Here is a 13,479-nt window from a genome sequence, read left to right on the forward strand (position 1 = left end):
GACCCCGATGAGCCTCGCCGACGGAGACAGTGGGGCCGAGAGCACGGCCCGGCGTGAGAAGAGGACCGCCGCCTCGGCGGTCTATCACGATCTGAAGCGCGATCTGATGCGCGCCGCCTACAAACCCGGCGAGCGGCTCCTCATCGAGCAGGTCGCCGCGCGTTATGGCGCCGGCGTCAGCCCGGTGCGCGAGGCGCTCAACCGTCTCTCCGCCGAACGTCTCGTCGACCGGGAAGACCAGCGCGGCTTTTCCGTGCCGCCGCTGTCGATCGAGCGGTTCCGCGAGCTCGTGAAGACGCGCTGCTGGATCGAGGGGCGGGCGCTCGAGGAATCCATCCACAACCGGACCGACGCGTGGGAGGAATCCCTGGTCATCGCCTATCACCGCCTGTCGCGGGCCAAGCTCCGCTTCGGCGCGCGCGAGGACGATGCGGGGGAGCCGGCCGACAATTCGGACTGGGAGGCGCGCCACCGGGCCTTCCATCGCACGCTGATCATGAACAGCGGCTCGCGCTGGATGACCCGCTTTTGCGACGAGCTCGCCGACCAGGTGGAGCGGTATCGCTATATCGCGCTGACGACGAGCCTGCATTTGCGCGAGGTGATGCCGGAACACCAACTCATCCTCGAAGCGACGATCGACGGCGATGCCGAGACCGCCGTTTCCCACCTCGTCGATCATTACAAACTCACCCTCAGCCTTTATGAGCGTCAGGTGAAACTCGCCGACGACGACGCGTAGGTCGCCGCGCCGACGGGATCCGGTCGCTCTGTCGCGAAGGGCGTCCGGCACGTCATTCTTGCTAAGTGAGCCGCATTGCTCGCGCCGGTACCTATCGCGGCCGACGCCTCCGGCTCCGAGGAGACCATTGTGGAGGATATCGTAACGCTGGCGCTCGCTCTTGCCGCGGCGGGAGCCGTGACGGGCGTGCTGGCGGGCCTTTTCGGAATCGGTGGCGGGGCCATCATCGTCCCGGTTCTCTACGAAGTGTTCGTCTTCAACGACGTGCCCGAAGACGTGCGGATGCCGCTCGCGGTCGGAACGTCGCTCGCGATCATCGTGCCCACCTCGATCCGCTCGGCGCTCGGTCACGCGAAGAAGGGGGCGGTCGACAAGCCGGTCCTGCGGATCTGGGCCGTGCCGATGATGGTCGGCGTCGCGGCGGGCTCCTTCGTCGCCCATTTCGCCCCGCCATTCGTGTTCCAGGCGGCGTTCATCATCGTGGCGAGCATCGTGTCGACGAAGATGCTGTTCGGCCGGTCGGATTGGCGGCTCGGCGAGACGCTTCCCTCGCGCCCGACGCTCGGCGTGTTCGGCGGCGTCATCGGCGTCCTGTCCTCGCTGATGGGGATCGGAGGCGGCGCGATGTCGACGCTCGTCCTGACGCTCTATGGCAAGCCGATCCACCAAGCGGTCGCGACGTCGGCCGGCGTGGGGCTCCTGATCTCGGTTCCCGGCACGATCGGCTACATCCTCGCCGGTTGGGGCAAGGCGGGTCTGCCGCCCGATTCGATCGGCTTCGTGTCGCTGCTGGGCTTCGCGCTCATCGTGCCGACGACGCTGATCACCGCGCCGATCGGCGTCCACCTCGCACACCGTCTGTCGCGGCGCACGCTCGAGATCATGTTCGGCTGCTTCCTCGTGATCGTCTGCCTGCGCTTCATCTACTCGGCGGTGACGGGATGAGCCTTTCACCCCGGCTGCGGGGCGGGGGACGCGCCGCTTTTGCGAATATCGACGCGGGCCTCCTCGTCTATAGTCGTCCCGGCGGGGGGTGCGTCGCACGCCTCGTCATCCATCCGTCTCCAACGATCTGAAAGCGGAACCATGCTCTTCGACCATCGCACCTACACCTGCCGTCCCGGCACGATCAAAAAGCACCTCGCCCTTTATGAGGAGCATGGCTTCGCCGTTCAAAAGAAGCATCTCGGCGAGCCGTTCCTTTATGCCGCGACCGAGACGGGCGACGTGAACACCTATGTCCACGTCTGGGCCTACGAGAATGCCGGCGATCGCGAGACGCGTCGTGCCGCGCTCCAGGCCGACCCCGATTGGCAGGCCTACCTGAAGAAGAGCGGCGATGCCGGCTATCTCGTCTCGCAGGTGAACAAGCTGATGATGCCCGTTCCCTTCGTGAGCCACAAAAAGGCGTAAGCGGGCGACGTCCCCGTCCGGCCGCTGGCCGGGTGGGGACCATCGAAACCCGATTGACTTCGGCCTCCCGGCGCGGGAGGCTCCTGTCCGACAAGCCTGGGGAGCTCCGGCAAGGAGCTGAGAGGCCGTTGGACGCGCAGAGGCGTCGGCACGGCGACCCATTGAACCTGATCCAGTTCGTACTGGCGAAGGGAGGGAACGGGTCGCCGCACGCCGGTGGTCTCTTGGCCGTATTCCTGACCGAACCGATCGAGCCTGGATTCACCCACACGAAGGGAGAACCAGATGGACGCGATTGCCCCCAAAGTGACGACGGGCCCGCTTCCTGCCTCACGCAAAATCCACGTCTCGGGATCGATCCATCCCGATATCAGCGTGCCGCTGCGGCAGATCGAACTTCATCCGAGCGCGCTCGAGCCGCCCGTCACCGTCTATGACGCCTCGGGGCCCTACACCGACCCCGCCGCCCGGATCGACATCTCGTGCGGCCTTCCGCCGCTGCGGGCGGGCTGGATCGAGGCGCGCGGCGACGTCGAGGCGTATGAGGGGCGAGGGGTGACGGACGCCGACAACGGCTTCGTCTCGGCCGGGCGCCTCACGCCGCCATTTCCCATTCCGCGCCGGCCATTGCGCGCGCGCGGCGTGGCCGCCGTCACCCAGCTCGCTTATGCGCGGGCGGGAATCGTGACGCCGGAAATGGAGTTCGTCGCGATCCGTGAGAATCTTGGCCGGCAAGCGGCACGCGAGGCGGCCCGCGACGGGGAGAGCTTCGGCGCTGCGATCCCCGACCATGTGACGCCGGAATTCGTGCGCGAGGAGATCGCGCGCGGCCGGGCGATCATCCCCTCGAACATCAACCATCCCGAGTCCGAGCCGATGATCATCGGCCGCAACTTCCTCGTGAAGATCAACGCCAATATCGGCAACTCGGCCGTCACCTCCTCAATGGCGGAGGAGGTCGACAAGATGGTCTGGGCGATCCGCTGGGGGGCGGACACGGTGATGGACCTGTCGACCGGGCGCAACATCCACAATATCCGGGATTGGATCCTGCGCAATTCGCCGGTGCCGATCGGCACCGTGCCGATCTATCAGGCGCTCGAGAAGGTCAGCGGCGTCGCCGAGGATCTGACCTGGGAGATCTTCCGCGACACCCTGATCGAGCAGGCCGAGCAGGGCGTCGACTATTTCACCATTCACGCCGGCGTGCGGCTCCCCTTCGTGCCGCTGACGGCGGGGCGGACGACGGGCATCGTCTCGCGCGGCGGCTCGATCATGGCGAAGTGGTGCCTCGCCCATCATGAAGAGAGTTTTCTCTACGAAAATTTCGAAGAGATCTGCGACATCTGCCGCGCCTATGACGTCGCCTTCTCGCTCGGCGACGGTCTGCGTCCCGGCTCGATCGCCGACGCCAACGACGCGGCGCAGTTCGCCGAGCTCGAAACGCTCGGCGAGCTCACCCAGATCGCCTGGGCGAAGGACTGCCAGGTGATGATCGAGGGGCCGGGCCATGTCCCGATGCACAAGATCAAGGCCAACATGGACAAGCAGCTCGCCACCTGCGGCGAGGCTCCGTTCTATACGCTCGGCCCCCTCACGACCGACATCGCTCCCGGCTACGACCACATCACCTCCGGGATCGGGGCGGCGATGATCGGTTGGTACGGCACGGCGATGCTGTGCTACGTGACGCCGAAGGAGCATCTCGGCCTGCCCGACCGGGACGACGTGAAGACCGGCGTCATCACCTACAAGATCGCCGCCCACGCGGCCGATCTCGCCAAGGGCCATCCGGCCGCGCAGGTGCGCGACGACGCGCTCTCCCGCGCCCGCTTCGAGTTCCGCTGGGAGGATCAGTTCAACCTCTCGCTCGATCCCGAGACGGCGCGCGAGTTCCACGATCTGACGCTGCCGAAGGAGGCGCACAAGGTCGCCCATTTCTGTTCGATGTGCGGGCCGAAATTCTGCTCGATGCGCATCTCGCACGAGATCCGGGCCGAGGCGCAGGAGGGGATGGAGAAAATGGCCGAGCGCTATCGCGATGGCGGCGATCTCTACGTGCCGGTGGATCCGCAGAGCGCCTAGGTCGCCTCGCCGTCCGATGAATTCGGCAAACATTCTCGTGAGGGGGCGTCGGAATGGAGCCCCCTCGGGCATAATTGTCGAGACAGGCCGTGGCGGCCTGCGGCGAGCGGCTGATCCGCCGCTGCGGGACGCCGTCCGGCCGATCGGAAAATGGCGGAGCGCTGATGGAACTCTCGGACATCCTGCCCTGGAACGACCGGCGCGGCCGGTTCTCCTGGCTTCGTATGGTGGCCTTCCTCGCCGCCGTGCTGCCGAGCCTCTTCATCGTCTGGGCGCTCTATACGCGCCATTTCGCCGCCGAGCCCTTCAAGGAGGCGACGCACCTTTCCGGCACCTGGACGCTCTATTTCCTCCTCGCCTCGCTCGCGGTGACGCCGCTACGACGGCTCGTCGGCTGGTCGCGCCTCGTCGGGATCAGGCGTCTTTTGGGGCTGACCGCGTTCGCCTACGTCTTCGGTCACTTCATGCTCTATGTGATCGATCAGGACGGCGATATCGCGATGGTGGCGAGCGAGATCGCCTTGCGCATCTATCTCACCATCGGCTTCGTGGCCCTCGTCGGCTTTGCGGCTCTCGCGGCCACCTCGTTCGACGCGGCGATCCGGCGGATGGGGCAGAATTGGCGGACGCTTCACAAGTTCGTCTATCTCTTCACGGCGCTCGGCCTCCTGCATTTCTTCATGCAGACGAAGGTGGACGTCACCCAGCCGGTGCTTCTGACGGGCGTCTTTATCGGCCTCATGCTCTACCGGGCGCTCGATGGCGTGCGGGCGCGCTTCGGGGCGGTGGCAGCGATCGTGCTCGTCTCGGTCCTTGCCGGGCTCGGCGCTTCGGTGGTCGAGTTCCTCTGGTACGGGATCGCGAGCGGCGCGCCGCCGGGGCGCGTCTTCCTGTCGAATTTCGACTTCAGCTATCAGATCCGGCCGATGTGGTACGCGATGCTGATCACCGCCGCGCCGCTTCCCGTCGTCCTCGTGAAGGAGATCGCCCGGCGCATTCGCCCCGCGCCGCCGCCGCGCCACGCCAAGGCGTGACGCCGCACCGGCGGCCGGTGGCTCACAGCGCGCCGATATCGCGCCGCGCGATGCTCGTCGCCTTCAAGATCGCATAGCAGGGCGAGCCGGGCGCGAGGCCGAGCCCCGAGACCGAGCGCCGGGTGACGCGCGCGAGAAGCCGGTCCGTCCCGGCGAGGAGGCCGACCGCCGCGCCCGGGCCTTCGCCCTCGTGGATCGCCGTCACCGTCGCCGGCAGGACGTTGAGCGCGCTGATCCCCTCCGGCGCGCTGTTCGCGAGGATGATGTCCTGCGCCTCGATACGGACGCGCACCGCGTCGCCCGGCTCGGCGTCGACCCGCGGCAAAAACAGCGACCCGGCGCTGACGCTGAGTTCCGTCAGCCCGTCCGCATGGTGCGCGACGACGCGGGCGGTGAGGATCGCCCCCGCCTCCCGCACGCCGAGCAGCGGCACCGCGTCCGGGTCGGCGAGGATGTCGCCTGCGGGGCCGGCCCGGATCACGCGGCCATTGTGGATCGCGACGATCGTCGTCGCGATCCGGGCGACCTCGGCGAGAGAGTGGCTGACATAGAGGATCGGCACGTCCGTCCCGTCCCGCAGGCGCTCCAGATAGGGAAGGATCTCGTCCTTGCGGGCGTCGTCGAGCGAGGCGAGCGGCTCGTCCATCAGCAACAAATGCGGGGCGGAGAGGAGGGCGCGGCCGATCGCGACGCGCTGCTTCTCGCCGCCCGAGAGACGGCCCGGCCGGCGGGCGAGGAGGTGGCCGATGCCGAGCATTTCGACGACATGGCCGAAATCGGCCCGGACAGCGCCGCGCGGCGCGAACCAGCGGCCGAACGACAGATTTTGCCGCACGGTGAGGTGCGGGAAGAGCCGGCCCTCCTGGAACACATAACCGATCCGCCGGCGCGAGGCGGGCAGGTCGATGCCGCGCGCGGTGTCGAGAAGCACCGTGTCGGCGGCGACGATCCGGCCGGTATCGGGGGTGAAGAGGCCGGCGACGGCGTTGACGATGGTCGTCTTGCCCGAGCCCGACCGGCCGAACAGAGCGGTGATCCCGGCGGGGGCCTCGAAGGCGGCATCGAGGGTGAAGGCGCCGAACGAATGGCGCAGCGAGACGTCGAGTGTCATCGGCCCGCGATCCGCCGTGCGACGCGCCGCGCCACGATCTCGGAGGCGAGCACCGCCCCCATCGCGACGAGGATCGAGATGATCACGAGGCGCAGCGCCTTCGGCTCACCGCCCGGCACCTGGAGGAGGGCGTAGATCGCGGACGGGATCGTCTCGGTCTCGCCCGGAATGGCGGAGACGAAGGTGATCGTCGCGCCGAATTCTCCCATCGCCTTGGCGAAACAGAGGATCGCACCGGCGATGATGCCGGGAAGGATCATCGGAAAGGTGATGATGAAGAAGGTCGCAACGCGGCTCGCGCCGAGCGTACCGGCGGCCTCTTCGAGCTTCGGATCGACGGCCTCGATCGCGAGGCGGATGGCGCGCACCATCAGCGGAAAGCCCATCACCGCTGTCGCGAGGACCGCGCCGGTCCAGCTAAAGGCGAAGGTGATGCCGAAGGTCTCATAGAGGAAGCCGCCGATCGGCCCGCGCCGTCCGAACAGGACGAGGAGGAGATAGCCCGTCACCACCGGCGGCATGATGAGCGGCAGAAGAACGAGGCCGTTCACCACCTCCTTGCCCCAGAAATCGCACCGGGCGAGGACGAGGGCGACGATCACCCCGAGGGGAAGGCTCACGATCGTCGCCCACACGGCGACGCGCAGCGAGAGCGCGACCGCCGTCCATTCCTGCGGGGAGAGAAAGTCCGTCAACGCTCAGTCGAGGACGGTGAAGCCCTGGCGCTCGAAGAGGGGGCGCGCCGTCGGGGAGGAGATGAAGTCGAGCAAGAGCGGGGCATCCGGGTTGGTGCTGTCGGCAATGATCGCCGCAGGATAGATGATCGGCGGATGCGTGTCGGCAGGGAAGGTGCCGACGACCGTCACGTCGTCCTCGGCGACGGCGTCGGTCGCGTAGACGATGCCGTACGGCGCTTCGCCGCGGGCGACGAGGGCAAGGGTGGTGCGGACATTGTCGGACTGGGCGACCTTCGGCTCCACCGCGTCCCAGACGCCGAGTGAGGTGAGGGCGGCCTTGCCGTAGATGCCGGCCGGAACCGCGTCGACGAGGGCCATGGCGAGGCGTCCGTCGCCGAGGAGGCCAACGAGATCGACGCCGGGCTCCAGCGCGACGGGCTCGGCCGATCCGTGCGCGACGAGGACGATGGCGTTGCCGAGGAGATCGCGGCGCGTGCCCGCGACGATGAGGCCATCCGCCTCCAGCGTATCCATCCATTCGGGATTGGCGGAAATGAAGAGATCGGCGGGCGCGCCCTGCTGGATCTGCCGGGCGAGGGCGGAGCTGCCGGCATAGGAGACGCGGGCGGACTTGCCGGTCTCCTCGGCCCATTCGGCGACGATGTCGTCGAGCGCATTCTTGAGGCTCGCGGCGGCGAAGACGGTGACGTCCTCTGCATGGGCCACGCGCGGACCGATGGTGGCGAAGGCGGCGAATAGGACCGCGACAGCGGCGAAGGCCGGGCGGCGTATGAGGTCGCGCATGGGGCGTCTCCGATCGATATATCCAATCGGGAATATCGCTTCCGTCACCAGCGGAGGCAAGCGTTATTTCTCGTTGGCTATATCCCTCAACATCGCCCGGATTGCCGCGATATCCTCCTCGCCGGCGGCGAAGGCGCGGCCTTGAAGGCGGCGATAATGGGCCAGAACGCGCTCGCCCTCTTCGGTGAGTTGGGCGCCGCCCCCGGCGGGTCCGCCCCGAACGCGGGCGACCAGCGGCTCCTCGAAAATCGTGTTCATCGTCTCGACGAGGGTCCAGGCGCGCTTGTAGCTCATCCCCATGCGCCGGCCGGCGGCGGAGATCGATCCGGTCTCGCGGATCAGCTCCAATAGGTCCGCCTTGCCGGGGCCGATCATGGCGTCGTCGCCGAAGGTGAGCCTCAGATGAAGGTCTGCGGAGGGCGCCTTTTCGGCCATGCGGGGATCGCCATTCCTCGTTGCGTCTGTCGCCCCGATCTTAGGGCGGCGCGCCCCGGCTTCAAAGTGGCGGGGCGGGCAGGGTGGCCGATGCGTCCCTGTTGGTGAGATAGCCGAGCATCACGTCGACGACATTGGCGCGGTAGCGGGCGATGGCCTCGTCGTCGTGAAGATCGGTGCCGAGGAACACCGACAGCGTGTGCATGTTGGAGGCGTAGAAGAAGCAGAGCGAGGCGATCGTCGTGTAGAGCGTCGCCGGGTCGACATGGCTGCGGAAGATGCCGTCCTCGCGGCCGCGTTCGAGGATCTGGGCGAGCCGGTCGACGAGCGGGGTGCGCATCGTCACGAGTTCGGCGGAGGATTTCAGATAGCGCGCTTCGAGGAGGTTCTCGTGGGCGAGGAGACGCACGAACTCCGGATGCTCGATCACATAGTCGAAGGAGAAGAGGACGAAACGTTTCATCGCCTCTTCGGGCGCCGTGTCGGCAAGGGCAAGGTTCGCCTCACGTGCCCGGATATCGCGATAGACGGTTTCGAGAGCGGCGACGTAAAGCCCCTCTTTCGAGCCGAAATGGTAATAGATGAGCTGCTTGTTGGCCGCCGCCTCGCGGGCGATCACGTCGACCCGTGCGCCCGCCAGCCCGCGCGCGGCGAATTCGCGGACGGCGGTGGCGAGAATGCGCTCCCGCGCCTTCGGGGCGGGGGGCGGCGCGGCGGAGGCCGAGCTCGGAGGTGAAGCCATCGGCGTCAGCCGAGCCAACGGTCGCGATTGTCGGCGACGAACGCGTCGTCGACGAGATCGGGATAGTCTGCCGCGACGCGCGTGAGCTTCTCGGCCTGACCGCGGCCGAGCCCTTCGGCCGGATCGAGGCACCAAATCCCGTCGAGAAGCCCTTGTCGGCGCAGGATCTCGTGGCAGCCGGCGATCACCCCGTGAAAATCGTTGTCGACGTCGAAGACGGCGGCGTTCATGTCGGTCACCTTCGCGTCGAGGGCGAGGAGGTCGGCCGGGATCGGCCCGTCGCCCACCGCCTGGCAGCGCTTCAGGATTTCGCTCGCGCTGCGCGTCCACACGCTCCAATGGCCGAGCAGGCCGCCTTTGATGCGCATCCGCACCGTCTCCGCGCCGCGTCTCACGTCGAACCGGGTGAGGAGATCGGCGACGATATGGTCGTCGTTGCCGGTATAGAGCGTGACCCGCTCCTCCGCCTCGGCGAGGGCGACGCCGCGGACGACATCGAGCGTGCGGTAGCGGTTGAAGGGCGCCATCTTGATGCCGATGACCTCGGGGATCGCGGCAAAGCGGGTCCAGAACGCGTCGGAGAGGGGAATCCCGCCGACCGCGGTCTGGAGATAGAAGCCGAAGAGCGGGATCCGCGCGGCGACACGCTCGCAATGGTCGATCAGCTCGTCCTCGCTCGCGCCTTTGAAGGCGGCGAGGCTGAGAAGGCCGGCATGATAGCCGAGCCCGACCGCGATGTCGGCCTCGCGGCACGCCTGCTCGGTCCGGCCCGCGAGACCCGCGATCAGCGCGACGGGACGGTCGGTCCACGTCGTCGCCTCCTCGCGGGCGAATTCGAGGACCGGGGCGTATAGGCCGACCTCGCGGATCGCGAATTGGGTGGTGTGGACGCCGACCGCGAGCCCCCCGGCGCCAGCGTCGAGATAGTAGCGGGAGAGGGCGCGCTGGCGGCGTTCGTCGAGGGTGCGGTTCGCCGTCAGCGCGAGAGGGTGTGCTGGAATCACGGTTCCCGTCGACAGGATCTCGCGGATCGGGGCGGGGATCTCGTCAGCCCGAAGCGGCATCCGGTATGTCCTTCCAGCGCATATCGATGGCGTGACTTAACCATTCGGGCGGCGGCGCCGCAATCCATATCAACCGTCCGGTTGAGGGGCCGTGGACCCAGCGTCCCCGCCCAGAACGAAAAAGGCCGCCCGGCGCTGTAGCGCTGGGCGGCCCGATGGTCGGGACAGAAGTTCGAATGCGGGAGGCGCTTACGCGGCCGGCATTCCCTTGGCGAGCCATTCGGTCGCGTCGGCGAGGGTCAGCTCGAAGCGGCGCAGCAGCTCGTCGACCTCCTCCTCGGTGATGATCATCGGCGGGCAGAAGGCGATCGTGTCGCGGATGGCGCGGATGATGATGCCGTGCTCGTGCCCGCGCTCGAAAATGTAGGTGCCGAGCTTGCCGGGGGTCTCGAACGTCGCCTTCGTGGCCTTGTCGGCGACGAGTTCGACGGCCCAGATGAGGCCGAGCCCGCGCACTTCGCCGACGAGCGGATGGTCCGCCAGCGCCTTGAGGCCCTTGCCGAGCCGTTCACCGACCCGCGCCCCGTTCGCGACGAGATCGCGCTCTTCGATGATCTTGAGGTTCTCGAGACCGACGGCGGTCGAGACCGGGTGCGCCGTCGCGGTGTAGCCGTGGCCGAACGTGCCGAGACGCTCGGTCTCGTCGGCGATGCCCTGATAGACCTGATCGCTGATCACCACCGCCGCGAGGGGGAGGTAAGAGGAGGTGATCTGCTTGGAGAGGACGAGAATGTCCGGCTTGATGCCGAACTGCTCGCACGCGAACATCGTGCCCGTGCGGCCGAAGCCGTTGATGACCTCGTCGGCGACGACGAGCACGTCGTATTTGCGGCAGACGGCCTGCACCTTCTCCCAATAGCCCGCCGGCGGCACGAGGACGCCGCCCGCGCCCATCACCGGCTCGCCGATGAAGGCGGCGACCGTCTCCGGCCCTTCGGCGAGGATCGTGGCTTCGAGCTCCTCGGCGAGACGGGTCGCGAACTGCTCTTCGCTCTCACCGGGATTGGCGAAGCGATAATGATGCGGGCAGGTGACGTGCCGGGCGAAGTCGAGCGGCAGGTCGAAGCCCTTCTGGTTGACCTGCAGACCCGTCAGGCTGCCGGCGGCGACGGTGATGCCGTGATAGCCGCCATTGCGGGCGATGAACTTCTTCTTCTCCGGCCGGTTCAGCGAGTTGTTGTAGTACCACACCATCTTGACGACGGTGTCGTTCGCTTCCGAACCCGAGTTGGTGAAGAAGACGTGGTCGAGCCCGTCCGGCGTCATCTTCACGAGCTTCTCGGCAAGCTCGACGCCCGGCTCGTGCGTCTTGTGCGAGAAGGAATGGTAGTAGGGCAGGCGCGACATCTGCTTCGCTGCCGCCTCGACGAGGCGCGATTCACCGAATCCGAGCGCCACCGACCAGAGGCCCGCCATCGCCTCGATCATCTGATGACCCTGATCGTCGTAGACATAGATGCCTTCGCCGCGGTCGATGACGATCGGACCCTGACGTTCGTGCCGGCGCGCGTTCGTGTAGGGGTGGAGGTGATAGGCGATATCGCGCGCGGCGAGCGAATTCGGATGCGCAGTCATGAAGCGTTCTCGCTGGGTTCGAGTGAGGCGGATGGCGTCCCGGCGGTCCCGGCACACGTCGGGGCATTTGGTGCGATCCGCATGTTCCACTTACTAAACCAGAACGACGGCGAATGCGCGGCCGATCATCATTCGATGCGACATTCTCGCCGATCGGGCATGCCGTGGCCGGCTATGTGGCCGGCATCCGTGTCGATCCGCCGATAGCCCCGCCCACGCCTCTCCTTTACACTCCTCGGTTAATTGGCCGGCACCCGCGCCGTCGGGATCGGCTCGCGCCGCAGCACCCAAAGGGTGGTCCCGGGAGGAACGAATGCGTGTAAGCGATCTCGACGCGGACAATCTCGATGACGACCAGCGCCGCGTCTACGATGCGATCGTGACCGGCCCGCGGGCGACGGTCCCGGCTCCGTTACGGATCTGGCTCCACAGCGCAGAACTCGCCGACCGGGCGCAGTCGCTCGGCGCTTTCTGCCGGTATGGGACGACGCTGCCACCGCGCCTCTCCGAACTCGCGATCCTCACCGTCGCGGCCTATTGGCGGGCCAATTATGAGTGGCAGGTCCACGCGCCGATCGCGGCGTCGGAGGGGCTTTCCCCGGCGATCATCGAGGCGATCCGCATCGGCGAGGCCCCGCAATTCGCCGACGCCGAGGCGGAGGTCGTCCATGCCTATGCCGCGCAGTTGCTGAACGAGCGCGCCGTCAGCGAGGCGGTGTCGGACCGGGCGAAGGCCGTGCTCGGCGAGCGTGCGGTGGTCGAGCTCGTCGGTGTCCTCGGCTATTATACGCTGATCTCGATGACGATCGTCGGCTTCGACGTCGATCCCCTCGATGGAGAGCTGCCCTTTCCGCCCGCCTGAGGCCGCCTATTCGGCCCCGCCGCGCGGCACGCCCTCGACGGTGCTGCGCTCGGCGGCAATCGCCTCGGCCAAGAAGTCGAGGAGGACGCGCACGCGCGGCGATGCCCGAAGGTCGGCATGGGTGAGGAGCCACAGGTCGGTCGCAAATTGCGGGTCGGGCTCGGTGAGGCGCACGAGGCCGGGATTCTTGTCCCCGATAAAGACCGGAAGATGGCCGATGCCGATCCCCTCGGCGACCGCCTCGGCGAGGCCGAGAACGGTGTTGATGCGATAGACGATCCGCTCCGCCGCGACATGCTGGCGGACGAATTGGACCGCCTTCACGCTGGCCATATTGTCCCCGAGGGAAATCCAGTCGTGCGCGAAGAGCGCCTCGAGCGGCGGGACCGGTCGACCGGCGAACGCGTCGGCGCTGCCATAGAGCGCCCAGCCGATCGTCGCGATGCGGCGCCCGACGAGATTGTCCTGCGGCGCATCGGTCGCCCGGATCGCGACGTCGGCGTCGCGCCGCGACAGGTTCAGCGGCTGATTGGCGATGACGATATCGAGCCGGATGAGCGGAAAAGCCTGCCGGAAGCGGGCGAAGAGCGGCGTCAGCAGGCAGGTGAGGAGGGTGTCGCTCGTGGTGACGCGCACCTCGCCGGAGGGCGCGATCTCCCGCCCCGCGATCTTGCGCGAGAAGGCCGCGACGCCCTCGTCCATGCCGGCGGCGAGGGCGGCCATCTCGTCGCCGGCGGGGGTGAGCTCGTAGCCGCTGCGGTGACGCTCGAAGAGCTTGAGGCCGAGCGCCTCTTCGATCTGGCGCAGCCGGCGGAAGACGGTCGAATGGTTGAGGCCGAGCGCGTCGGCGGCGGCGGGAAGGGTGCGATGGTCCGCGATCGCCTTCACGATGCGGAAATCGTCCCAGGTGAGACCCTTGGGAAGCGTCATCGCGG

Annotated in this window: 14 protein-coding genes and 1 riboswitch; of the genes, 6 read left to right on the forward strand and 8 right to left on the reverse strand. The window is 67.5% G+C overall.

Annotated elements, in window-relative coordinates; genetic code table 11:
• The first annotated feature begins 7 nt into the window (after positions 1 to 7).
• The 5 genes from L1787_RS22955 (at position 8) to msrQ (ending at position 5,274) form a co-directional block, all read left to right on the forward strand.
• Positions 8 to 742, forward strand: a complete 735-nt coding sequence (locus L1787_RS22955; protein WP_235711439.1) for a GntR family transcriptional regulator — start codon at positions 8 to 10, stop codon at positions 740 to 742.
• Positions 743 to 871: 129 nt separating this feature from the next.
• Entirely contained in the window at positions 872 to 1,687 is an 816-nt protein-coding gene (locus L1787_RS22960; protein ID WP_235711440.1) for a sulfite exporter TauE/SafE family protein, read from the forward strand.
• A 141-nt stretch (positions 1,688 to 1,828) separates the two neighbouring features.
• A complete protein-coding gene (locus tag L1787_RS22965) occupies positions 1,829 to 2,155 on the forward strand; it encodes an NIPSNAP family protein (RefSeq protein WP_235711441.1) in 327 nt (108 codons plus the stop codon).
• A gap of 87 nt (positions 2,156 to 2,242) precedes the next feature.
• Positions 2,243 to 2,366, forward strand: a riboswitch (TPP riboswitch).
• Positions 2,367 to 2,440: 74 nt separating this feature from the next.
• Positions 2,441 to 4,240 carry a phosphomethylpyrimidine synthase ThiC gene (thiC, locus tag L1787_RS22970; protein ID WP_235711442.1) on the forward strand — a complete coding sequence of 600 codons (1,800 nt, stop codon included), beginning with the start codon at positions 2,441 to 2,443 and terminating at the stop codon, positions 4,238 to 4,240.
• A gap of 164 nt (positions 4,241 to 4,404) precedes the next feature.
• Positions 4,405 to 5,274: a protein-methionine-sulfoxide reductase heme-binding subunit MsrQ gene (gene msrQ, locus L1787_RS22975; protein ID WP_235711443.1), complete on the forward strand. Its 870-nt coding sequence runs from the start codon at positions 4,405 to 4,407 to the stop codon at positions 5,272 to 5,274.
• Between the two features lie 22 nt (positions 5,275 to 5,296).
• Here msrQ and modC read toward each other — a convergent pair whose 3' ends face one another.
• From modC to L1787_RS23010, 7 genes are all read right to left on the reverse strand, one after another.
• Complete coding sequence (gene modC / locus L1787_RS22980; RefSeq protein ID WP_235711444.1) at positions 5,297 to 6,385, reverse strand: molybdenum ABC transporter ATP-binding protein; 1,089 nt, start codon at positions 6,383 to 6,385, stop codon at positions 5,297 to 5,299.
• Entirely contained in the window at positions 6,382 to 7,080 is a 699-nt protein-coding gene (gene modB, locus L1787_RS22985) for a molybdate ABC transporter permease subunit (protein WP_235711445.1), read from the reverse strand. Before modB ends, modC begins: the two co-directional genes overlap by 4 nt.
• A gap of 3 nt (positions 7,081 to 7,083) precedes the next feature.
• Complete coding sequence (gene modA, locus L1787_RS22990; protein WP_235711446.1) at positions 7,084 to 7,866, reverse strand: molybdate ABC transporter substrate-binding protein; 783 nt, start codon at positions 7,864 to 7,866, stop codon at positions 7,084 to 7,086.
• 63 nt (positions 7,867 to 7,929) lie between these two features.
• A complete protein-coding gene (locus L1787_RS22995) occupies positions 7,930 to 8,301 on the reverse strand; it encodes a winged helix-turn-helix domain-containing protein (RefSeq protein WP_235711447.1) in 372 nt (123 codons plus the stop codon).
• Between the two features lie 61 nt (positions 8,302 to 8,362).
• Positions 8,363 to 9,043: a TetR/AcrR family transcriptional regulator gene (locus L1787_RS23000; RefSeq protein WP_235711448.1), complete on the reverse strand. Its 681-nt coding sequence runs from the start codon at positions 9,041 to 9,043 to the stop codon at positions 8,363 to 8,365.
• Positions 9,044 to 9,048: 5 nt separating this feature from the next.
• Positions 9,049 to 10,107, reverse strand: a complete 1,059-nt coding sequence (locus L1787_RS23005) for a dihydrodipicolinate synthase family protein (RefSeq protein WP_235711449.1) — start codon at positions 10,105 to 10,107, stop codon at positions 9,049 to 9,051.
• Between the two features lie 189 nt (positions 10,108 to 10,296).
• On the reverse strand, positions 10,297 to 11,682 hold the full coding sequence (locus L1787_RS23010; RefSeq protein ID WP_235711450.1) for an aspartate aminotransferase family protein: 1,386 nt from the start codon (positions 11,680 to 11,682) through the stop codon (positions 10,297 to 10,299).
• 313 nt (positions 11,683 to 11,995) lie between these two features.
• Here L1787_RS23010 and L1787_RS23015 point away from each other — a divergent pair, with 313 nt between their 5' ends.
• Positions 11,996 to 12,544 (forward strand): carboxymuconolactone decarboxylase family protein, encoded by a 549-nt coding sequence (locus L1787_RS23015; protein WP_235711451.1) that lies wholly within the window; start codon positions 11,996 to 11,998, stop codon positions 12,542 to 12,544.
• A gap of 6 nt (positions 12,545 to 12,550) precedes the next feature.
• Here L1787_RS23015 and L1787_RS23020 read toward each other — a convergent pair whose 3' ends face one another.
• Entirely contained in the window at positions 12,551 to 13,474 is a 924-nt protein-coding gene (locus tag L1787_RS23020; protein ID WP_235711452.1) for a LysR family transcriptional regulator, read from the reverse strand.
• Positions 13,475 to 13,479: the final 5 nt, after the last annotated feature.

Source organism: Acuticoccus kalidii (assembly GCF_021556395.1).
Lineage (GTDB): Bacteria > Pseudomonadota > Alphaproteobacteria > Rhizobiales > Amorphaceae > Acuticoccus > Acuticoccus kalidii.

Bases quoted from the DNA above. Each gene is read 5' to 3' on its own strand.
- L1787_RS22955 (WP_235711439.1), top strand. From the start codon at position 8: ATGAGCCTCGCCGACGGAGACAGTGGGGCCGAGAGCACGGCCCGGCGT.
- L1787_RS22965 (WP_235711441.1), top strand. From the start codon at position 1,829: ATGCTCTTCGACCATCGCACCTACACCTGCCGTCCCGGCACGATCAAA.
- thiC (WP_235711442.1), top strand. From the start codon at position 2,441: ATGGACGCGATTGCCCCCAAAGTGACGACGGGCCCGCTTCCTGCCTCA.
- msrQ (WP_235711443.1), top strand. From the start codon at position 4,405: ATGGAACTCTCGGACATCCTGCCCTGGAACGACCGGCGCGGCCGGTTC.
- modC (WP_235711444.1), bottom strand. From the start codon at position 6,385: ATGACACTCGACGTCTCGCTGCGCCATTCGTTCGGCGCCTTCACCCTC.
- modA (WP_235711446.1), bottom strand. From the start codon at position 7,866: ATGCGCGACCTCATACGCCGCCCGGCCTTCGCCGCTGTCGCGGTCCTA.
- L1787_RS22995 (WP_235711447.1), bottom strand. From the start codon at position 8,301: ATGGCCGAAAAGGCGCCCTCCGCAGACCTTCATCTGAGGCTCACCTTC.
- L1787_RS23000 (WP_235711448.1), bottom strand. From the start codon at position 9,043: ATGGCTTCACCTCCGAGCTCGGCCTCCGCCGCGCCGCCCCCCGCCCCG.
- L1787_RS23005 (WP_235711449.1), bottom strand. From the start codon at position 10,107: ATGCCGCTTCGGGCTGACGAGATCCCCGCCCCGATCCGCGAGATCCTG.
- L1787_RS23010 (WP_235711450.1), bottom strand. From the start codon at position 11,682: ATGACTGCGCATCCGAATTCGCTCGCCGCGCGCGATATCGCCTATCAC.
- L1787_RS23015 (WP_235711451.1), top strand. From the start codon at position 11,996: ATGCGTGTAAGCGATCTCGACGCGGACAATCTCGATGACGACCAGCGC.
- L1787_RS23020 (WP_235711452.1), bottom strand. From the start codon at position 13,474: ATGACGCTTCCCAAGGGTCTCACCTGGGACGATTTCCGCATCGTGAAG.